Source organism: Methanocalculus taiwanensis, assembly GCF_024372745.1.
Lineage (GTDB): Archaea > Halobacteriota > Methanomicrobia > Methanomicrobiales > Methanocorpusculaceae > Methanocalculus > Methanocalculus taiwanensis.
Genome location: NZ_VOTZ01000030.1, coordinates 1 through 20,328, shown reverse-complemented (window position 1 = coordinate 20,328; position 20,328 = coordinate 1). Strand labels below are relative to the sequence as shown.

The following is a 20,328-nucleotide window of genomic DNA, read 5'->3' as shown; positions in this document are numbered from 1 at the left end:
ATGCTGCGGTGAATATTCACCGCGTGGGGATGGAACAGCCCTTTGAGCCTGTGGAGATGATACCGCTACATCACATCTCAGTGATGCAAGTATTGTCCATGAAGCAGGAAGCCACGCCCTTCAGGGCATGGTAGTTCACGCTCATATCCGGTAGTGGAACCGACCAGATGATAATGGTATTCCAGGGATTATAATCCGAGAACTGCCAGAATCAGCTGGAGATATTCTCGTAAGAGATCCCGTGGCGGTACCATCGGAATATCAAGAGTGATATTGAGTGTCGGAGACGGGAGGATTGGATCTGCTGTATCATTCAGAACCAAATCATTTGCAACAGCACCCCTCGCCATCACTTCAGGGGTCATCGTCGGCCCCATGACGGTTATATAATCGGTTTTCTGGTGCCAGTCCGACCCGTCAGCGTTCTGGATTGTCAGCATCACAGAGTAGGTGCCTTCTTTGGTATAGGTATGATCCGGGTGACGCCCGGAGCTTCCATACCCATCCCCAAACTCCCACCGCCATTCCTCAGGCCCGCCTTCTGATCGATCCGAGAAGCGGACGGTCAGGGGTGCCGGGCCAAATGTATTTTCTGCATCAAACACTGCGGTGGGCCTATCCCGCACAACAATATACCCTGTCCGGCTGAGTGAGCCCGCAATATTTGCCCCTGAGGCTTGGAGGGTCACCCTGAACGTGCCGGGATGGGTATAGGTGTGTGTCGGGTTCTGCTGGATGGAGTTCTTCCCGTCTCCAAACTCCCATCGCCACTGGGTCGGAATCCCTCCCGAGATATCGGTGAACTGCACAGTGAGGGGAGAGCCGCCGCTCTGCTGGTCAGCGGTAAAATCAACAACCGGATTCGTGCCAGTATTGACGAGGTTGTTCTTTGCAATTGTTGCCACTCCATATGCGTTCTCCACGGTAAGTGTTACAGTATAGGTACCCTTCCTCGTATAGGTATGCGAGGGGTGCTGGAGTGTGGATGTTGTGCCATCGCCAAAATCCCAGTTCCATGTGGTGATCCCACCGGTGGATTCATCATGAAACGATACGGCAAGAGGGATCTCGCCGCTTGTTCTGTTCGCAGAATACGCTGCCTTCGGGGGAAGATTAACGGTGATATGGTCAAAATAGGTCTTCGTGTACTTGCCTGCAGGGTTCTGTATGGAGAGGGTGATTGAGTATTTCCCCGGTTCGGTATAGGTATGGGTGACCGTCTGGCCGGTCCCTGTTGCGCCATCGCCGAATGTCCAGTGCCAGCTCGTCGGGGTACCCGGAGACGTATCAGTGAACCTGACCGTCAGGGGGGCGGTGCCACTCACCGGGGTTGCCTCGAATTTCGGATCGGGGACAAAATCACGCTCATAGATAATCACATCATAGGGTTGGCTCTGGAAATTGCGGCCATCCACGATGGTATACAGCACGGCACGGTATGTGCCCGGACGCTCAAAGGTCTTTGTGACAATCATCCCGCTACCGGGAATCTGGGTGGCAGATGAGGGATCACCCATCCTGAAGAACTGCCATGACCAGTCATTGACAGCGGTCTCGTTTCCTATGACAGAACCAGTGAAGGTGATGGTACCGGGAACCATCGCCGAGGTGATATCGCTTGACACCATCACATTGACACCGGAGGCTACCCCGGAGAGGCATGCGACGATGAGCAGCAGGGAGAGAAGAAGCGTGTGCCTCATACCATCCCACCAGAGAGGAAAATAACGGCAAAGATGACTGCTCCATAACTGACAACCGGGGGGAAGAGAGAGGCGGAGACTGAGAAATCAAAAGTGCTCCTGAGTGCACCGGAGAGAATCAGGATGGACCACAGGCAGGCAATCAGGATACCAATGACAGGGATGAGCCCGGCTATTCCGAATGGAAGCACCGAATAGAGGGTGATCCGAAGAACCCTTCCCAGGCTCCCTTCAACCCTTCCGGTAAAGAGAAATGCAAGGGTTGCGGTGATAAGCACCAGGATGGCCGCAACAAGGAGGGCCGATGCCGTGAAGACGCCAATCATTACCGGACTGGCAATGAACTCCGACATTACAGGGAAGAGGGTAGGATCAAGACCGGCATAATCGGACAGAATACCGATGATCGCGATCGTCCCGAGGATACATGTTAGAATGGAGGTGAGGAAGAAGAGGAGCGGAAGCCGGATAGGATCATCCTTAAATCGCCCGGCTCCGGACGGCACAAAGAGAAACGTCAGTAACCTGCCATATTCACGCTTCGGGGGGGGGGTGAGAGTATCGCATGATCCCGTATGGAGTACGTACTCCGAAAGACCCCGCCAGTCGCAATCTGATGAGAGGCGGATACCGCAGCTGTCGCACCATGGGCTTTCAGGAGAAAGGATCGTACCGCAGACCGGGCACCTGTTGGCCGGAGGCGGCTTCTGATCCTCACTGGCAGGCTGTGGGATCTCCTCCCCGTCCTCTTCTTCCTCCCGGTGTGCCCCGATTGCCTCTTCCTGCGTTGTACTTCGGAGAAACGCCCCTTCATCATAGTCCTCCTCGATCATGGGGGGAGGTGTTTCATCTGCCGTGAGAAGGGAGATCCAGGAGTTGCGCTCACCCTCATCATCAAATACGATTGTATGCGGGACGATCTCCTTCTCTTTTGTAATAAGCGAGATGGTAACGGCGGGTTTTCCCCGTATATCAATCGTCGGGGAGGCGTCAAGCACCTGCTGGATGCGGAACTCTTCCCTGACAGAGGCGTGTTGCCCGTCACCCTGATAGATGATCAGCCGTTTTGAGGTCAGGAGAAGACCAATACGCTGATCATCCATGCAGAGTTCCGATCTCTGGCAGATTGGGTATTCGGTCTTTGGAGGAGGAGAGAGTGGGGCTTGTTGCTTTTTAGTGGCAGTGCCAATCGTTCCGTCGAGGATCCCCCGGACCAATCCGGCAAAACGATCCCGTTCTGCTGCACCCCCAATCTCCTCCGGGAAGAGGAGGATCATGCGCCGGATGCCGCTTGGAGTCCGGATTGCAAGCACCGCAGACTGGATGCCATCCGGGGTAAACTCAGGAACAATATCAAAGATCTCGCTTCTGGTAAATTCACGGGCAACAGAATTGCCAGTCTCCTGGATGAGCGCAATCCGGTCAGGGAATATATCAGACCGAAAAGGGGTCTCCTTGATCATCATACCTGATACAGAGCATATCGGCGTGGCAGGCTTCTGCAGGGAGGGTAGGTTCCTGCTGTTTTGTTTCTCTGCACCACCGATCCCGTGTATCGATCGTATCGCCCGGTTGCGTGCGGCTATTCCTCCTGCCTCTCTGGGGAACGCGAGGATCATATTCCGGGTGGCGCCATTCACTGCAATAGAAAGAAGCAGAGCAGGATCATCACCATTTTCGGGCGCAATATCCACATTTTTGATCGATTCCGGTGAAAAATCGGCGATTCTGGATACGGCATTCTCTGGTGTCAGGGTGATCCCGGATCCGCCAATCCCGATGGTAAAAGAGGCGCCTTTTATCCGGACACCCGGAAAAGTAACGCCTTCTGATACCGGGAGATTGCCGGAAGGTGAGTCTGCCCCCTCAATAATCCGGTGAACCAACCTCTCCAGCCTGTTGCGGCCTGCAGTGCCCCCGGCCCACTCGGGAAACGAGAGAACCATCCGCCGGATCCCGCCCGGAGTATTGATCGCAAGGGCAAGTGAGGGGAGCCCTTCGCTATCTGTCTCGGGAACCGCATCGAAGAGAGCTCCACGGGAAAATTCCCTGACTCCGCCTGTTCCCGATTCTGGCGTGAGCCTGAGAAGACCCCTGTCTACAGATACAGCAAAAGGCTCATTTTTAATCGAGACACCAGAGAAAATATGATCGGATGAACTCCCCTTGGGTACGTTATTGCCATCCATTGCTTAATTATATTATATAATTCATACACAGATAAGGACTTTCTCCTCAGTCGGCACACGCTTCTTCCCAATAAGAACTGTGAGAGGGGAGTGTTGACCTCCGGTTCGACAGATCATTGTGGTGATTTCATTGGCAGATGACGATACAGTCAGGATACAGGAGATAGCAGGCCTTCTCTCCCTTTCAGAGGAGCTCGTACGGCGCTATGCAGATGAATATGATGAGTTCCTCCCGCATCGGACCATCGGAAAGGTCCGGCTCTATGAACAGAGGGCCGTGAAGCGCTTCCGGGTGATCGCCGATCTGAGCGCACAGGGGATGTACCATGACGCAATCATCGCGGTGCTGAAAGGAGGCAAGCCTCTCCATGAGATTGGACGGGATGAGGAGAAACGTGAGAGTAAGGATGAGAGGCCGCCTTCTCCCCCGAGGGGATCTGACCGTATGGATGAGATCGTCATCTGTACCCGCAGGACAGAAGAGAGGACTACTACTATCGATCACCGTCTCGCTGCGATCCGTGATTCTATGTCAGCAGATACCGAACGGATAATCCGCGAAATTGGAGAGCTGAGAGAAGAGGTATGCCTATCGCGATCGGAACTCAGGACACTCTGGTCTCAGGTTCGCGAGCTTGAAGAGGATCTTCGGGAGCGCGAACTCAGGAAATCGTGGCTTGAACGGACTGCAAAACGGTTCTGCCGCTAACCAGCTATCTTCCAGTCGATCTCTACTGTCCGGGAGAAGACCATGGTAAAGAGATCCGCTCGTGCCATCGCATACTCGCGTTCGGAATACCCCTCGCTGTTTGCATGGCAACGGATGATCACCCGATCTCTTCTGATTGTGACGGTGATCGCCTCGACACGGGACTGGTGCGAGCGGTCAAGGCCGTCTGCAATCCTCAGAATGGAGGAGAGAATTGCCACCCGCTTCTTATCTGCCGCTTTCAGCGCGGCAAAACGCCTCTGAGAGGATGATGGCAGTTCTTTCCTGTGATACCTGACGAGCAGTGCAATCTGCTGCCGTTCTTCCTTCGTTAACGGGAGGGTGCGGTCGCGCCGCACCATACGGGCACCGCTTTTATTATGGGCACGATCTCCCCGGCTCCACCCGATATCATGCAGGATACAGGCTGCATGAAGGAGAAACCGATCATTGCCCGGGAGTCCATGCAAGGGGGAGAGCTGGTCAAAGAGCTGGAGGGCGTTTCTGGCTACCTGCTCGTCATGACCCCTGTCCGGAGAATATGTTCTGGCAAATGAGATTATTTGGGCGATCCGATCTCGCTGATCTTCTTCAATATGGGGGTAGTCCACCTGCATCTCCTGTACCTCACCCTCTTCCTTGCTCCTCCTTGTGAAATACCCTTCTCCTGCGGAACGTAACCTGCCTCATGTCTCAGGTGCTTTTTTCCCGGTGCAGACCGATATATAAAGGAGCAGATGCCCATGGAACCGGATAAAGAGGATGCAATAGGGCAGATCCGGGATATGCGGGTCTTCATCGAGACCTATGGGTGTACCTATAATTTAGGCGATACCGAGAAGATCAAAGTGATTCTCACGTCACAGGGGTGTGAGATTGTGGAGACTGCCGACGATGCAGACTGCATACTCATCAATACCTGCATTGTGATCGAACGGACAGAACGGGAGATGAGAAAGAGGCTTGAATGGTACTCCGGCCATAAGCTCTTCGTCACCGGCTGCCTCCCGAAGATCGATTATGGATGCGGGGGCGTGGTGATCGATCCAGACACCATCCATTCCCATTTCAGGGAGGCAGGCGGGCACCCCCAGGGGAACCCGGCAATACTCCAGGTAGCACAGGGATGCCCCGGACACTGCACCTATTGCATCACCAGAAAAGCACGGGGCCCTCTTCTGAGCCATTCCATTGATGAGATGCTCAGGCAGCTGCGGGGAAGGATTGCACAGGGCGCTGTTGAGGTTCAGCTGACAGCACAGGATCTCTCTGCATGGGGGATTGAGAGAGGGGAGACTCTTGCGGACCTCATCGAGGCGATTAAAACGGTGCCGGGATCGTACCGCATCCGGCTTGGGATGATGAACCCCGATACGCTCAGGCCGATTATCGACTCCGTCCTTACCTCATGCAGAGACGATAGGATCTTCTCTTTCTTCCATATCCCGGTGCAGTCCGGATCTGACAGGATACTAAATCAGATGGGACGGCGTTACTCCCGTGATGATGTGATCGAACTCATTTGGACTATCCGATCGGCATTTCCGGATGCACGGATCTCTACTGACATCATATGCGGGTTTCCCGGCGAGACCGATGAAGAGTTTCTGGAGACGATCGATCTCCTGCGGGCGATGGAGCCGGAGAAGATCAATATCACCCGGTACTCGAACCGTCCGGGTACACCGGCTGCCGGCTGGTATGATATGCCGGATCGCTACAAGAAAGACCGGTCACGACGTGCAACAGCAGTTGCGGGGGAAATCTTCGATCGGATCTATTCATCGTTCATCGGGCAGGAGATGGATCTGATCGTGACTGAGGTGGTGCAGGAGGGATCCGTCACCGCACGGGACCATGCATACCGGCCGGTGATCCTCCAAGAAGCCCTTCCTATTGGAAGTTTCTGCCGGGCAATGATCACCGGCCACCGCCGCCACTATCTTATCGGAAAGCGGATCAGCTGATCTCCTCATCCCACATTCGGCGACCCCTCCCGGTATCCTCAGGATCAAGCATCATCAACTGATCCGGGAATGGCGCAAACCATGTCTGTTCTGCCAGTGCAGGGGCATTTCCCCTCAGAATCCATCCCCGAAGCAGTGTTTTCATGACAGACACCGGGATCCTGCCCTGCCGGTATGAGTCAAGTTCCTCAAGGAAGAAGGCCTTCTCGTCCCGTGAGAGCGAATCTTTCAGGTATCCGAATGCATGGAGTATGACATTTATCTCGGCAGTATAACGCGGGCCTGCCTTCATACCCCCCGACAGGACTGCCCTGTATTCTTCAAAAAGATCTCGAATGGGTTTTTTCTCCGGATTGGCGACGATCCGGCCGAGCCGCTGTTGAAGTATCTGGCTATAGGAGAGGTAGAGGAGTTTATTCTCAGTATGGAGATGTATTAGCGCATTCATCGATCCGATCTCTTCCATATGCCTGAGATCGGCCAGAAGGAAGATCCGTGTAAGAAAATGTTCCCTGATTCTCCTGTTCCTCAGCCGCCCCTCATCCTCGATCGGATGGCCGCTGAAGCGATCCAGCACCATGCCCCCGAAGAAACCCGGACCCTTTCCGACGGGAGCCGAAGAGCCAGGAAAAGGATACCGTTTCACATCTGAAATGCCTGAGGTCGGAGACTTATTCTTCATGATAAAGCCGTCAACCGGTGGGATCTTATCCAGAAAATCCCGGCAGAACTGATGCATAATGTCAGTTAAATCGCGTCCGGTGGATGGCTGGATGAGCCGCTCCTCTCCATCAACAAGGACTATCCGTATCGTATCGCGAGGGATTCCAAGACCTATCTCAACCTCCGGGCAGACCGGAATAAAGGTTGCAAGGGGCTTCATCAAACGAACAAGAGGGCTTGCGATCATATCCCCGTTGTACCTGACATGATCGAACTCGATACACCGGCTCACCACAAGGGCAGGCCTCCTGAATACTCTCTTTCCTCCCATATTCTATCATCTCTCTCAGTGCATACTCAGCGGACAATACTATATATCCAACAGGTGCCCGAGGTTTTACCCAAGCGAAACTTTTTCAACCAAAAAAACCATACTCCGGGTATGGCATCCGGAGTTGAAGAGGAGATTACACCGCGGAAGGCAGAGTTCCTGAAATACATCCTTGAAGCAGGAGGAAGCGTTACAACAACAGAAATTGCCAGGAATTTTGGCATATCGCCATCAACCGGATCGAAGGCGATCCGTGAGATGGCCGAGGCGGGGCTCCTTGCACATACGCCATATGCCGGAGCAGCCCTTACCGAAAAAGGGGAGGAATTCGCGCATTATTTTCAGAGGAGGCACAGGATTCTGACGCTTTTACTATCCCACTATGGTTTTACCCAAGGCGAAGCCTGTGCCGAGGTACAAAAGTTCGAATATTATCTCTCACATGAAGCGGTGAACCGGATCTGCGCATCACTCGGCCACCCGAGGATGTCGGTCTGCGGACGGATCGAACATGAGGAGGGATGTTGCTTTGAATGCCAGGAATAATCATCCAATAGTGCTGATCGTGATTGCCGCGCTCTTCATCCTCGCCTGCACCTCTGCCGGATGCAGCACACCCGCGTCTCGCACTGTGGAGGGGCCGATTCCTGTTGCAGTCTCAATACCCCCGTTAAAAGAGATTGCAGAGGCGATCGGATCTGACCGGATCAGTGTTGAAGTCGTTTTACCGCCCGGAACAGAGCCCCATACCTTCGAACCGACGCCAGGCCAGATACAGAGGCTGTCGCAGTCTGCGATCTTCTTTACAATCGGCGAGGGGCTGCTGCCTTTTGAGGACAGGCTTGCAGATCGCCTCTCATCACAGAACCAGGCGATCAGGATCGTCAGCCTCTCGGAGGAAATCGACCTGATTCGTACAGATCATGATGGGCAGACAAATCCAACAGGGGATCCCAATCACCATGATAGCGCCGCTGATCCGCATATCTGGCTCTCGCCTCATAACGGCGCTATTATGGCAGAGAAGATCGCAACGGCACTTATCGCCGCAGATCCCGGAGGAGAGGAGAACTACAGGGAGAACCTTCTTGAGTATCGTCTGCGGACGCAGCGTGTTGATGAGGAGGTGCGGGGGATACTCAGCGGCATTCAGAACCGGAGATTCATCGTGACGCATGATGCATGGGGATATTTTGCCCGCGAATACGGGCTCGAACAGATCGCCGTACATGTCGGAGGAAAAGAGCCGACTGCACGGGAGATCCAGGAGATCATCAGCACCGCCCACCGTGAGGAGCTCGGTGTCGTCTTTATCGAACCGCAGTTCCCACAGAGATCAGCCCTTGTGATCGCAGATGAGATCGGAGGGCGGGTGGTTGTGATCGATCCGCTTGCAGAAGCGTATCTGGAAAACTTTATCGAGGTAGCAGAAGCCCTCAAAGGAGGGAAAAAATGACGCCGGCACTTCAGCTTGATGATGTCACGATCAGCTATGGGAGGCATGTGGTCGTCGAGAGAGCCTCTTTTGTGGTGGAGGAGCATGATTTTGCAGCAATCATTGGCCCCAATGGCGGCGGTAAGACCACACTCCTCAAGGCAATCCTCGGTCTTCTACCGCTCTCAGGCGGAGCCATCCGGATCTTTGGGAATCCTCCGGAAGAGGGGCGGGATCTGATCGGGTATGTCCCCCAGTTCCATACCTTTGACTTCTCATTTCCAATCACCGTCTCGGAGATGATTCTCCAGAGCAGGCTCCCGAAGAATGCCGGATTATTCAGGAGATATAGAGAGGAGGATTACCAGGCAATGGAGAACGCTCTTGATCAAATCGGCCTTTCCGGGCTTATGGATCACCCGATTGCAGACCTTTCAGGCGGCCAGCAGCAGCGGGCGATCATTGCACGGGCGCTCGCAGGAGAACCGCGTCTCCTCATCCTCGACGAGCCGACCGTTTATATCGATGCCCCCGCAGAGGAGCAGTTCTTCTCGATGATAGAGGCTCTGAGGGAGTCGATGGCTGTTATCATTGTAACCCATGATATCAGTGCAATCTCCGGCAAAGTGAACCGGATCGCCTGCCTGAACCGTCGGCTCTATACCCACGGCGACGCGTCGATCACCGACGGTATGCTCACATCCGTGTACGGATGCCCCGTTGACCTGATCGCCCATGGCGTGCCCCACCGGGTGCTCAGGCATCATGGAGAGGGATATGATGATTGAGATTCTGGAGTATGGATTCTTCCAGAACGCCATCATCGCAGGGCTGATTGCAGCTGTAGCCTGCGGGATCGTCGGGAGTTTCGTGGTTGTCAGGAGGATGGTGGCAACAAGCGGCGGGATCTCCCATGCCGCATTTGGAGGAGTCGGCCTTGGATTCTTCCTTGGCATCGATCCCTTAATCGGCGCCGTCATCTTCACCATCGGGGCAGCCTTCATACTCTGGCACCTGAATATCCGTGAACTTCAGGAGACAGATACGATCACCGGTGCTGTCTGGGCGACCGGGATGGCGCTTGGGATCATCTTCGTCGCGATAACGCCAGGGTATGCGCCCGACCTCTTCAGCTATCTCTTCGGCAACATTCTCCTCGTCCCCTCGACGGACATCATCCTGATGGCGCTCCTTCTCGTAGTAATCCTGGCAGTTGTGATCGCCTTGTATAACCAGCTCGTCGCGGTAACATTTGACCCCGAGTATGCCCGCGTGATGGGGCTGCCGGTTCCCGGACTGACACTGGTGCTCTTCCTCTTAATCGCACTCACCATCGTCCCCCTCATCTCGGTTGTCGGCATCATACTGGTGATAGCGCTCCTGACCCTGCCCGCCGCAACCGCACGGCTGTTTACGCATTCACTCAGGACGATGATGGCATCAGCCATTCTGATCGGAGTCGGAACGGTCCTTATCGGGATTGCGCTATCATATGCATTCGATCTCCCCTCAGGCGCAACGATCATCCTCGCCGGTGCTGCGATCTATGGAGGCTTCCTTGCAGGGCGCCACCTTACGCGATGATGAATGGCAAACCCATGATTGGAGTTTGGGTAAGGCGGATGGCCTGCCACTCCCATTCATCCGGATATTATGGCAAATCCGTTTGTTATCAGATCGCAAGGGCAGCCATATCATCAAGGAACGGCATCAGCGTGGTGATGTAGCGGTGTTCTGCACCTGCAATGGCCATCTCCCCACACGCGATCACCTCAAGCATCAATGGAAGTTCCTTCAGCTTATCACGGAATTTGGGATCCTGGGCCGAGGCAAAGGCGATAAACTGTCCAAGCAGTATGAAAGGCCGTTCATATTCAGGAACAGCCGCATAGGTGTCCATATCGTTCGCAAGTGTACTGTTCCGTGCTAGATCTTCTTCAAAATAGAGATAGATCGCAATCGAATAGCGGGAGCCAAGCTCCTCAAGCTCCAGTATATCGACTTTTTCTCCTGGTGCAACCGCAAAGGTGTTGCACTCATTTCCTTTCTTCCCATCCATACCCAGTACTTTGAATTGCGGGCATATCAGATGCACGATTATAGTACCCGCAATGCCCGTCTCCTCCGGGCAGGCAACATCTTTATGTAGGCACGAATTAAAAATCCGCGATGGTGTAACTGATGGCGGAGATCGATGAAAAGGGTACGAAAAAAGAGGAGCTGTTCTTTCATTTAATAACGCTTCTCCAGGAAGGGACGCTGAATTTCAGGTGGCGGGCAGCAGAAGCGCTAGGAAAAGAGGGAGATCCCCGTGCTGTCGGCCCCCTTATTGAAGCATTATCTGATGAGTTTGTAGATGTCAGCTGGATTGCTGCAAAATCCCTCGGACAGCTTGGGGATCCGGAGGCGGTTCCCCACCTGATCGAACTGCTGAAACACAATGATAAATGGAACCGGCTGGGTGCCATCGAGGGGCTTGCCGGGATCGGTGATGAACGGGGAGTAGAAGCGCTCTCCCATATCATGAAGAATGATCCCGAAAAAAAAGTCAGAAAAGAGGCGGTAAAAGCACTTGCCAGGATTGGCGGAGATGCAGCATGGGAAGCCCTTGAATCCATCAGGGATGATCCGGATGATTCGGTGCGAAAGACTGTCGAAAAAGAGCTTGGAAAGAGAGAAGCTGGAAAGGTCACCCGCAACCGATAAAACATCAATGTCCTTTTTTCATTTTGAAACCCTATTCACCTATATTTTTGCCTTCAGGAACGGTGAGGGTTCAAAAAGGAATACTAATATTCTCTGACTCCCAAATATTGAAGGAATGAAGAAAGAGATCGGGAAAATAATTGGCATACTGGTCTTTATTGCAGTTATCCTTGCACCGGTTGATCCGGAGATTATCCCGATCGAAGCGCGATACGTCGCTGCTGTGACACTCCTCATGGCAATACTCTGGGTGACAGAGGCAGTGCCGCTTGAAGTGACAGCCCTTCTTCCGATTGTCCTCTTCCCGCTCCTTGGAGTCCTCTCGGTCAGGGAGGCAACAACCCCGTACGCTGACCCGGTTATCTTCCTCTTCCTCGGCGGTTTTCTCATTGCGATGTCGATGCAGAGATGGGGGCTCCACAGACGGATCGCACTCTCTATCATCAATATTGTTGGCACGAGTCCCAGGCGTCTTATTCTTGGATTCATGGTTGCAACCGGTTTTCTCTCGATGTGGATCTCAAATACCGCCACTGCGATGATGATGATCCCAATCGCGATTGCGATCATCGCCACTGTAATGCCGGCTGTGAATACCAAACTCGATGAGATGACCGAGGAACAGCGGGATTTTGCCGGATGCCTCGTCATCGCAGTCGCCTATGCGGCAAATATCGGCGGGATTGCAACCATCATCGGATCACCGCCAAACGGGATCTTCATCGCGCAGATGAAAGTTCTCTTCCCACTCGCCCCGACGATCGACTTTTTTACATGGATGAAGTTCGGCATTCCATTTGCCGCGATCCTCATCCCGATCGTCTGGCTCTGGCTGATTAAGGTCCCCTACCGCCACCTTCCACAGAAACTCTCCCAGGCAAAGGACGTGATCCACCAGGAGATGGAGGAGCTTGGGCCGATGAGCACGGGTGAGAAATGGACCCTCTTTGTCTTCCTCCTTACTGCATTCTGCTGGATATTTGCCTCCACCAAGGTGATCGGGGGATTCACTCTCCCCGGACTTGACCAGCTCTTCCCCGGCATCAATGACACAGTGATTGCCATCTTCGGAGCGCTCCTCCTCTTCGTGCTCCCGGTCGATATGAAGAAAGGGATCTTTACGATGAACTGGGAATGGGCTCAGAAGATCCCCTGGGGTATTTTAATCCTCTTTGGAGGAGGGCTCTGCTTATCTGCCGCATTTATCGCGAGCGGGCTTGCACAACTGATCGTGGACTCCTTCTCGATGCTCTCGCTCCTTCCGATCGTTATAATCGTGCTGATTGTGGCAACTGCAGTCTCACTCCTCACCGAAGTTTCATCAAATACTGCCATTGCGTCGGTGATGATGCCTATCATGGCCGTCACCGCGATATCGATGGAGATCCATCCTTACATGCTGATGCTGACTGCCGCAATCTGTGCCTCACTCGCATTCATGCTCCCGGTTGCCACCCCGCCAAATGCAGTAGCCTTTGGGACCGGGTACATCGATATGAAGACCCTCTTCAAATCAGGATGGGCACTCAACTTCATCGGTGTCTTCTTCTGGACATTTTTCCTCTTCACCGTTGTGATGTGGGCAATCGGGTTCACCCCTGACCTCCCTGCATGGGCAGTCAATCCCTGATTCCTCCATCATCCTTATCTCTCGTGAGGTCAATAGCCTGCATATGTCACGAATTTTAATTAAGGATGATAAGAATCTCTCCACAGGAGCCGGTGTTGAGGGACGGAGGCAGAAGAAGCGTGTTGATACCGATATCAATAGCGATAGGGGAAAAGAGAAGAAAAGCAGGAGTTTCGGCAGCCTGAAATTTGATACACAGAAGAATGCCGATATCTTTGAGTCTGGTCCACGCTAATGGAGGATCAGATCCGATCCTGCCCTTATTACAATCTCCCTCTGACCGTCATAGGTTGAGAGGAGACCATAGGCAGTAAGCTGATCGCCGATCCTGAGAGAAGGAGCATCAACCCCATGGGGAATATAGAGTTTCACACCCGAGAGGTCGGCAACCATATGGCCACCGCTCCATGTTCTCCTGATATCCTCGACAGTACCGGAATAGACGACCATCTTCCCATCAGGGAGGGCGGGATCATAGGGAATAGAGAAGAGGGCTGGCCCCGCCAGCGATACTGTACCATGAAAGAGGAGGATCAGAAGGAGAGAGCCAACGATAATCATCACTGCTTTTATATGCGAGAATCCCGCCATTTTACATAGATCTACCGGATCTTATAATAAGCGATAGGTTCATATGTTAACAGCATTAACATACTGATATGCACCCCCATATGCTGCCACCCTCCTCGCAGAAAGTTCTACACCTTCTTCAGCAGGGCGGTTCAATGACACACAAGGATATCGTCAAAGAGAGCAGCCTTGCACCCCGGACAGTCCGGTATGCACTCAAGCGGCTCAAGGAACAGGGTCTCATCCTTGAAAAGTTCAACTTTCGGGACGCACGACAGATCATCTATGAATGCAGAATCGCAGATAGCCAGAGGGCTACGGCATGAAAGAGCCGCTCTGCGACATCACCCACTGTGACGAACTGGCACGAAACGTGCTACCCCGTATGAGGGCTGAGCTTGTTTACAGGCTGGTGAACGTACAGGGTGTCAGGCAGAGCGAAGTATCCCGACGCCTCGGGATATCACGTGCCGCAATATCTCAGTATCTCAGCAGAAAGCGGGGATCAGGCGAGATTGAACTCTCTGAGGATATGACAGAGATGCTCGAACGATGGGCATTTGCCGTGATGAATGACAATTCACATTCGATTACTATCTGTGATATCTGTAATTGCACAAAGAAAACGGGAAAAAGCCGTTAATCTCTCCTGATCCTCTTTCCTATGATTATTCCTGCAAAGAATACAAGAATAGCGATAGCGATTGCCGGTTTTGGCCACTCCTCAGAGGGGAGGGCGAAGGTTGATTGTGATCTGCGATACTCATTCTTCCAGTCCTCCTCAAAAACCCGCAGGTAGTATGCTGCGGCATCGGGATGGCGAATGATCACTCCCGCCTCCCTGTTATTCATTGGTGAATTCTCATTCCAGTTGATGCTTGATACAAGGACGGCATTTCCATCGACTATCACCCCTTTGGTATGAATCTTGGTGATACCAGCCCGATCCGCATCGAAGAGCCGCACCTCGAGCGGGAGATCATGTGTCTTTGCGTACCTGTTGATGAATGCCGCCATCTCATCGTTGTCGAAATCCCCCTGGATATTGAACCAGCTGGCATCAAGGATGATCCGGACATTCACCCCGCGGCGGGCGGCATCAATTGCGGCATCCAGCCAGGGGTTCGGCGCATTGTTCGTCCAGTTGCTGATATATGCCTGCTGAATCTCCAGTGTGGATGTTGCCTCTGCTATCATCTCCGGAACAAGATGGGAGGTGTCGGGGGAGATAACCGGGATGATGATTGCATCATCTATCCAGAGCGGTGCAAATCGGGAGTTTCGGGGAGGAATTGCCGCAGCTGTTGGAATGCCTGGCGCCTGTGCCGGGGTGATCGGGACAACATCCCTTCCGGCTGCATCTTCTGAATAGACACAGCCGAAGTACTCAGCAACCCGTGTATCATGTATCCAGATACCCCATCCCCTGTTGCCTTCATAGCCGGTGAAGGGGATACCGCTCTCTTTGAGGTTTTCGCTTGCGAGAAGAACAGATTTGGAATCTATGATGAGATATTTGGCATGCATGAAACGATACCGGGATCGGATCTCTCCGGATGCACGCATGAGATCAACCGGGATGCCGGTACGGTTCATGACAGTAAGAAGGGCTGCCTGTTCCGGCGCAATCCCGCCAACCGGAGAGCCTTCCACCAGCACCCTCACTGAAACACCCCGCTCATGTGCATCGAGGAGGAGTTCGCCGATACCAGGATGCGTGAATTCATACACGCCTATTTCTATCGACTTCTCAGCGGATTTGATTGCATCTTCCACCACTTCATAGGAGGAGTCAGGAGAGACGAAGAGCATGGCAGAGACACCCTCAATGCGGATCGGGGAAAAATCACTCTGCCCGATCATGAAGGGGCGTGGATTCCAGACACCATCAACAATCCTGTGAACCTGGCCTTCCCGAGGCTTCACATCCCGTGGCCATGCAATTGAAAAACGCTCGCTTCCATGGTACAGGAGCTCTAACTCATCTTCCGTATTTGCCAGGATGAAACGGCCGCTCTGGGGGAGCGTCGGGACGATTGGTGTTGAATATTCCCATTCAAAGTCAGGGTAGGTACCGTGTGTTTTCCTGTATGCTTCTGCCTGGCGGGCAATGACCAGCCCACCATGTATCCTGGTTCCCGGAGGGAAGCTGAGTGTCCCTTCGCCATCGGTTACTGTCCACCCATCCAGGCTTCCCTGCCCGGAAAAGACGATGTATTCATCGGGATCATAAGTCAGGTACGGATCAGGGCAGAATGCGGTAATGGTGATATCGGCGGTGGCAGCCGCAGGAATAAAGAAAAGGATGAGAAGAAAGCAGAAGAGGGGCTTATGCATGAAGAGTGTTCGATCTATTCCTTTATTGCCGTCACGGTTTTAGTGTTCATATGGACGGGTATGTGGTGAAGGTGGGAGGGAGCCTCGCGGATATCCTGCCGGATCTGGTATCAGTATTCAAAAGCTGCAGGATGAGGCTTGTGATCGTGCCGGGCGGCGGAGCGGGAGCTGATGCAGTAAGGCTGCTCGATCCCGATCCGGATTCCGCGCACTGGATGGCAATCTCGGCGATGGAGCAGTACGGCCATCGGATTGCATCGCTTGGAATCCCACCGATTGATGGGATTGTGCCTGTTAGTCACCCGTCAGTCCTCCTGCCCTACTGCCTCCTGAGGAGAGAGGATCCCCTGCCGCATAGCTGGGATGTGACATCTGATACCATCGCTGCGTGGGCAGCATGGAGATTTTCCCTCCCCCTTATCGTCCTCAAATCGGTGGACGGGATCATCGCGGACGGAAGGAAGGTTGATATCATCGCAAGCCCCCTTGCAACCGATACTGTCGATTACGCCTTTATTCCCTTTATCCTTGAGCACAATGTGAAAGCGGCTGTTATAAACGGAAGGAGAAAGAGGGATCTCCTGCATGCATTATCAGGGGATTTTTCCAGTGGCACGTACATCCCAAGACGGACAGAGGGATTATAACCGATTGATCCCAACTATATAAGGGAGTCCGACTATGTCAACAGATAAGTGCACATCATGCCATGCCCCGCTCGCTGAGCGAGGGGCAACCGAATTTAAATGTCCAGAGTGCTCCGAGCTTATACGCCGGTGTGCAAAGTGCAGATTACAGAGCATCCCATACATCTGCCAGAAGTGCGGATTTCAGGGGCCGTGAATATGGGCTCAGTTGCAGTAATCCTGAAAGTGATGCCGGAATCAACCGATGTTGATCTCGAGGGGTTAAAACAGGCGATCCGTGAGAAGATCCCCGGCGTCTCGGATATCAGGGACGAGCCTATCGGCTTTGGACTTGTTGCATTAAAGGTTGCAACAGTCATCCAGGATGAGGAAGGCGCAACAGAAGGGATTGAATCACAGTTCAATGACATTCCCGGAATCGACCGTGCAGAGATTATCGATCTCAGCCGGATGATCTAAAACATTTTTTTTTAAAATTATACCGACAGAATTTCTTCTGATTCGAGTTGCTCGAAGACAAGATGCGTAATCTCCCGAATCTGTTCGGTTGAAAGCCTGAATGCCTCCAGCTCATCGTCAGAGAGTTTGATTGGCACTGGAAATGCGCCACCCCGCGTGATCCGTGCAGGAACACCGATACAGACGCTCCCGATATCATGCACCTCTTTCTGGATGAATGCCGAGACGGTTAATATCCTGTGTTCGTCCTCAACAATTGTCCTGATGATGGTAGCTATCGCATCGCCCGGACCATAGACTGTTGAGCCCTTGTTCCTGATGATTAAAGAGCCGCTCGTCTTTACCCGCTCCATCATCTCGTCTTTTGGAATATGCGAGAAGGCAGGGAGATTGTTTATCTGGATTCCGCCAATTGTCGTTGCAGACCAGAGGGGCACCATCGAATCGCCATGCTCGCCGATGATCCTGGTATGGACCTCCGAGACATGGACATTAAAGAACTCAGCAATACAGGATTTCAGCCGCATCGAGTCGAGGTGCGTACCAAGCCCGAATACCCGGTGTGGCGGGAGATTTGAGTACCTGAGTGCTACTCCCGTCATGACATCGACGGGATTTGAGACGACAAAGAGTAGTGTCTCAGATGCGTTTCTGCCAATCTTTTCTGCATATCCTGCAACGATACGTGCATTATCAACGGCGAGATCGAGCCTGTTCTGGTCAGGCTTTCGCGGAGCACCTGATGCCAGTATGATGATCTCAGAACCGCGGAGATCTTTCTCATCGCAGCTCCATGAGATCCGTGTGTTGGTTCCACGTGCTGCAAATGAGTCCCTGAGATCACGGGACAGCCCTTCAAGGTAGAGCTGATTTCCGTCACGCCCAAAGAGGCTCACCTCTTTCACATGAGGGATCTGCGATATTGCGTGGGCTGCATATGAACCGACCTGTCCGGTCGCTCCGATGATCGTTACTTTCACCATAGAAATCAGGAATATTGGGAACACGTCATCGGTCGACAGCACATACCGCCGTTCCACAGGACTCCCTTCTCCACCCCGCTACCCCATGGGCGCCAGACGTCTGCGGTAAGTCTGCTCCCTTCCGGGCCTGAACCGGTACCCGCAGCAACAGGCCTCACCTCCCTCCGGAGGATTGGTCCCTGGCCGTTGACCTCATAGGACGAGGCTTCTACGTCGGAAGACGCTGCTTCCCGGAAGCTGCCTCAGCCTTCCTCAGACTTCGCCCCCCGCATGTCGACGGTTTCGGGTGACAGGTGACGTCTAACCACCCGGGCTAGTTCCCGTAAATCATAGGTTTTTTTATGGGATAAATACATCCCCATGGTTTTTTGCTTTCCATTCATTGATGGTGCCCTCAACCATATCACGGGACGCTTTGTCAAAGAGATCAATAACTGCCAGGACATTTCCCTCAGGGATATAGGGTGAGAGAAGCCGGAAATCGCCCTGGTACACCTCTGCCGAGACGCTGCCCCGGGCGGTTGCTACGAGACGGGGTTCACTCCTCTTTTGGGTTTCTGCCATTGCATTGTAACTCTCAAATATCTCGACATCATCGATCCCGAGGTACGCGTGATTCACTTTAAGGTTGAATGCAGCCCAGAAGGCAGCTGCATACCATGCATCATTGAGGATCAGGTGCTGCACGCCGAGACGTGCGGCTACAATGCCGAGTGTGCCGGCCCCGCAACAGGCATCAACGAAGATCTTTGGCCGTTTCGAGAAGATTTTCCGGTCAACAGAGATGATCTTTGGGTTAACCGGTCTTGGAAATTCGATATGCATCATTGATGACTGCTTGTAGATGACAATCGGGCCAACCTGGGTTGAGAAGATATTTGCCCGGACATCGCAGCCCGCGAGGAGGGTATGCGTCAATGGCGGCTCATCCGAGTCGGGATCGGTAATCCCGGGAACGATATGGTTGTCCTGAATGACACCCCTCACTTCCGGGACTTCGGTAATAATTCGTTCTGCGGTTTTTCTGCTGAACTGATCGGTGAGGAGGACGAGCGAGTGCCGGGGCAGGTATGGCGCTTCATGCATGACAAAGCCGGGATGGATGAGGGGGGTGCCGACCTCCTTGAGAGGCTCGGTGCCGGTGAGATCTCCTTCTTCAACACCAATCCGGTACATCACCGCATATACATCGTCAATGAACCGTTTCCCACAGGAACAGGTATCAGGAGGGACATAATCGGGCGGGGGGCTCTTCTTGTCAAGATGCCTGCCCCTGCACCGGGGGCAGGGCGAAAAGATCGTCTCCATTGTATTGATGATATCAAAAGCATCAGAGACGCAGTCGTCACCACAGACCGGGCACTTCATATACCCCACTTGGAGCGGGAGAAGATAAAGGATCGGCGTCTTCCGTATTGGCGGTAGATGCGCTATTGCTCCGGATCTGGTGGAAAAAGAAATAAAATTGTGGTTTTTCCATGATAAATCATGATTTGGGGAGATATCAGAGGAGAAACAGGAGGGAGTTTCCATGCGCGCCTTTTGTGTGAGAGATCGGGAGGGAGTAGAACCCAAACCCCCTCAACTGCTGCAGAGAGAATAGGATTGAGTTCTTATTCTCCTCTGGCCAGTCAGATTCGGGAGAGAATTATTTACGTAGAACCAACAGAGGGTTGGCTTCTGCCTGAGGAGGACGAAGCCTGGAGCAGAATATATAAGATGGGCCTGATGCGATTTGAACGCATGACCGCCCGGTTATGAGCCGGGCGCTCTAACCAACTAAGCTACAGGCCCTGTTCTGGATCACAGTACCATAGAACAGGTGTGGTAATGTACCATTATCTGTTGACCCAAACACTAAAAAAGATGTATGACCTGACTTTCCGGTTTTATAACCCACTCTGACCCAACCTTCTCTCCCGGAACAGTTCCTTGAACCCCATCGCTTTCAGCTGTTCCTTCATCTTATCCGTCAGGTTCAGGTACCAGAATGCATTCC

Annotated in this window: 23 protein-coding genes, 1 tRNA gene and 1 other RNA gene; 14 read left to right on the top strand and 11 right to left on the bottom strand. The window is 53.1% G+C overall.

Annotated elements, in window-relative coordinates:
- Positions 1–188: 188 nt before the first annotated feature.
- Together FTO68_RS10780 and FTO68_RS10775 are read right to left on the bottom strand one after the other, a co-directional pair.
- Positions 189–1,703 (bottom strand): PKD domain-containing protein, encoded by a 1,515-nt coding sequence (locus tag FTO68_RS10780; protein WP_255333415.1) that lies wholly within the window; start codon positions 1,701–1,703, stop codon positions 189–191.
- Positions 1,700–3,892 carry a hypothetical protein gene (locus FTO68_RS10775; protein ID WP_255333414.1) on the bottom strand — a complete coding sequence of 731 codons (2,193 nt, stop codon included), beginning with the start codon at positions 3,890–3,892 and terminating at the stop codon, positions 1,700–1,702. Before FTO68_RS10775 ends, FTO68_RS10780 begins: the two co-directional genes overlap by 4 nt.
- 130 nt (positions 3,893–4,022) lie before the next feature.
- Between FTO68_RS10775 and FTO68_RS10770 the strand changes: the two genes are divergently transcribed.
- Positions 4,023–4,601 carry a MerR family transcriptional regulator gene (locus FTO68_RS10770; RefSeq protein WP_255333413.1) on the top strand — a complete coding sequence of 193 codons (579 nt, stop codon included), beginning with the start codon at positions 4,023–4,025 and terminating at the stop codon, positions 4,599–4,601.
- Here the strand turns inward: FTO68_RS10770 and FTO68_RS10765 are convergent.
- On the bottom strand, positions 4,598–5,212 hold the full coding sequence (locus tag FTO68_RS10765; protein WP_255333412.1) for an HD domain-containing protein: 615 nt from the start codon (positions 5,210–5,212) through the stop codon (positions 4,598–4,600). The two genes, FTO68_RS10770 and FTO68_RS10765, sit on opposite strands and share 4 nt — an antisense overlap.
- A gap of 132 nt (positions 5,213–5,344) precedes the next feature.
- Between FTO68_RS10765 and FTO68_RS10760 the strand changes: the two genes are divergently transcribed.
- A complete protein-coding gene (locus FTO68_RS10760; protein WP_255333411.1) occupies positions 5,345–6,568 on the top strand; it encodes a MiaB/RimO family radical SAM methylthiotransferase in 1,224 nt (407 codons plus the stop codon).
- Here the strand turns inward: FTO68_RS10760 and FTO68_RS10755 are convergent.
- Complete coding sequence (locus tag FTO68_RS10755) at positions 6,561–7,562, bottom strand: YbgA family protein (protein WP_255333410.1); 1,002 nt, start codon at positions 7,560–7,562, stop codon at positions 6,561–6,563. The two genes, FTO68_RS10760 and FTO68_RS10755, sit on opposite strands and share 8 nt — an antisense overlap.
- A gap of 111 nt (positions 7,563–7,673) precedes the next feature.
- On the opposite strand from FTO68_RS10755, the gene FTO68_RS10750 reads away from it, so the two are divergent.
- From FTO68_RS10750 to FTO68_RS10735, 4 genes are read left to right on the top strand one after another with little or no spacing between them, the layout of a single operon-like run.
- Positions 7,674–8,108 (top strand): metal-dependent transcriptional regulator, encoded by a 435-nt coding sequence (locus FTO68_RS10750; protein WP_255333409.1) that lies wholly within the window; start codon positions 7,674–7,676, stop codon positions 8,106–8,108.
- The gene (locus FTO68_RS10745; protein WP_255333408.1) at positions 8,092–9,018 is read left to right on the top strand and encodes a metal ABC transporter solute-binding protein, Zn/Mn family; all 927 of its coding nucleotides are present in this window, start codon (positions 8,092–8,094) and stop codon (positions 9,016–9,018) included. Before FTO68_RS10750 ends, FTO68_RS10745 begins: the two co-directional genes overlap by 17 nt.
- Positions 9,015–9,785, top strand: a complete 771-nt coding sequence (locus FTO68_RS10740) for a metal ABC transporter ATP-binding protein (protein ID WP_255333407.1) — start codon at positions 9,015–9,017, stop codon at positions 9,783–9,785. The genes FTO68_RS10745 and FTO68_RS10740 overlap by 4 nt, the downstream gene beginning before the upstream one ends.
- Positions 9,775–10,581 (top strand): metal ABC transporter permease, encoded by an 807-nt coding sequence (locus FTO68_RS10735; RefSeq protein WP_368659901.1) that lies wholly within the window; start codon positions 9,775–9,777, stop codon positions 10,579–10,581. Before FTO68_RS10740 ends, FTO68_RS10735 begins: the two co-directional genes overlap by 11 nt.
- Before the next feature lie 88 nt (positions 10,582–10,669).
- Here FTO68_RS10735 and FTO68_RS10730 read toward each other — a convergent pair whose 3' ends face one another.
- The gene (locus FTO68_RS10730) at positions 10,670–11,056 is read right to left on the bottom strand and encodes a hypothetical protein (RefSeq protein WP_255333406.1); all 387 of its coding nucleotides are present in this window, start codon (positions 11,054–11,056) and stop codon (positions 10,670–10,672) included.
- Positions 11,057–11,178: 122 nt separating this feature from the next.
- Here FTO68_RS10730 and FTO68_RS10725 point away from each other — a divergent pair, with 122 nt between their 5' ends.
- The 3 genes from FTO68_RS10725 to FTO68_RS10715 all read left to right on the top strand — a co-directional run bounded on the left by FTO68_RS10725 (position 11,179) and on the right by FTO68_RS10715 (position 13,568).
- The gene (locus tag FTO68_RS10725; protein WP_255333405.1) at positions 11,179–11,703 is read left to right on the top strand and encodes a HEAT repeat domain-containing protein; all 525 of its coding nucleotides are present in this window, start codon (positions 11,179–11,181) and stop codon (positions 11,701–11,703) included.
- A 115-nt stretch (positions 11,704–11,818) separates the two neighbouring features.
- Positions 11,819–13,333 (top strand): SLC13 family permease, encoded by a 1,515-nt coding sequence (locus FTO68_RS10720; RefSeq protein ID WP_255333404.1) that lies wholly within the window; start codon positions 11,819–11,821, stop codon positions 13,331–13,333.
- Positions 13,334–13,376: 43 nt separating this feature from the next.
- A complete protein-coding gene (locus FTO68_RS10715; protein WP_255333403.1) occupies positions 13,377–13,568 on the top strand; it encodes a hypothetical protein in 192 nt (63 codons plus the stop codon).
- Here the strand turns inward: FTO68_RS10715 and FTO68_RS10710 are convergent.
- Positions 13,565–13,924, bottom strand: coding sequence for a hypothetical protein (locus tag FTO68_RS10710; protein ID WP_255333402.1), 360 nt, complete (start codon positions 13,922–13,924; stop codon positions 13,565–13,567). The two genes, FTO68_RS10715 and FTO68_RS10710, sit on opposite strands and share 4 nt — an antisense overlap.
- Before the next feature lie 68 nt (positions 13,925–13,992).
- Here FTO68_RS10710 and FTO68_RS10705 point away from each other — a divergent pair, with 68 nt between their 5' ends.
- Together FTO68_RS10705 and FTO68_RS10700 are read left to right on the top strand one after the other, a co-directional pair.
- On the top strand, positions 13,993–14,229 hold the full coding sequence (locus tag FTO68_RS10705) for a winged helix-turn-helix domain-containing protein (protein WP_255333401.1): 237 nt from the start codon (positions 13,993–13,995) through the stop codon (positions 14,227–14,229).
- The gene (locus FTO68_RS10700; protein WP_255333400.1) at positions 14,226–14,546 is read left to right on the top strand and encodes a transcriptional regulator; all 321 of its coding nucleotides are present in this window, start codon (positions 14,226–14,228) and stop codon (positions 14,544–14,546) included. Before FTO68_RS10705 ends, FTO68_RS10700 begins: the two co-directional genes overlap by 4 nt.
- On the opposite strand, the gene FTO68_RS10695 is transcribed toward FTO68_RS10700, so the two are convergent.
- Positions 14,543–16,240 carry a phospholipase D-like domain-containing protein gene (locus FTO68_RS10695; protein WP_255333399.1) on the bottom strand — a complete coding sequence of 566 codons (1,698 nt, stop codon included), beginning with the start codon at positions 16,238–16,240 and terminating at the stop codon, positions 14,543–14,545. The genes FTO68_RS10700 and FTO68_RS10695 overlap by 4 nt on opposite strands.
- Before the next feature lie 50 nt (positions 16,241–16,290).
- On the opposite strand from FTO68_RS10695, the gene FTO68_RS10690 reads away from it, so the two are divergent.
- From FTO68_RS10690 to FTO68_RS10680, 3 genes are read left to right on the top strand one after another with little or no spacing between them, the layout of a single operon-like run.
- The gene (locus tag FTO68_RS10690; RefSeq protein ID WP_255333398.1) at positions 16,291–16,887 is read left to right on the top strand and encodes an amino acid kinase family protein; all 597 of its coding nucleotides are present in this window, start codon (positions 16,291–16,293) and stop codon (positions 16,885–16,887) included.
- A gap of 34 nt (positions 16,888–16,921) precedes the next feature.
- The gene (locus tag FTO68_RS10685; protein ID WP_255333397.1) at positions 16,922–17,083 is read left to right on the top strand and encodes a zinc finger domain-containing protein; all 162 of its coding nucleotides are present in this window, start codon (positions 16,922–16,924) and stop codon (positions 17,081–17,083) included.
- A 2-nt stretch (positions 17,084–17,085) separates the two neighbouring features.
- Positions 17,086–17,346, top strand: coding sequence for an elongation factor 1-beta (locus FTO68_RS10680; protein WP_255333396.1), 261 nt, complete (start codon positions 17,086–17,088; stop codon positions 17,344–17,346).
- A 17-nt stretch (positions 17,347–17,363) separates the two neighbouring features.
- Here FTO68_RS10680 and FTO68_RS10675 read toward each other — a convergent pair whose 3' ends face one another.
- The 4 genes from FTO68_RS10675 to FTO68_RS10660 all read right to left on the bottom strand — a co-directional run bounded on the left by FTO68_RS10675 (position 17,364) and on the right by FTO68_RS10660 (position 20,123).
- A complete protein-coding gene (locus tag FTO68_RS10675) occupies positions 17,364–18,329 on the bottom strand; it encodes a malate dehydrogenase (RefSeq protein ID WP_304364253.1) in 966 nt (321 codons plus the stop codon).
- Between the two features lie 14 nt (positions 18,330–18,343).
- Positions 18,344–18,653: signal recognition particle sRNA (gene ffs / locus FTO68_RS10670), an RNA gene on the bottom strand.
- A gap of 15 nt (positions 18,654–18,668) precedes the next feature.
- Positions 18,669–19,697 (bottom strand): hypothetical protein, encoded by a 1,029-nt coding sequence (locus FTO68_RS10665; RefSeq protein ID WP_255333395.1) that lies wholly within the window; start codon positions 19,695–19,697, stop codon positions 18,669–18,671.
- 352 nt (positions 19,698–20,049) lie between these two features.
- Positions 20,050–20,123: transfer RNA gene (locus tag FTO68_RS10660), tRNA-Ile, on the bottom strand.
- Between the last annotated feature and the right edge of the window lie 205 nt (positions 20,124–20,328).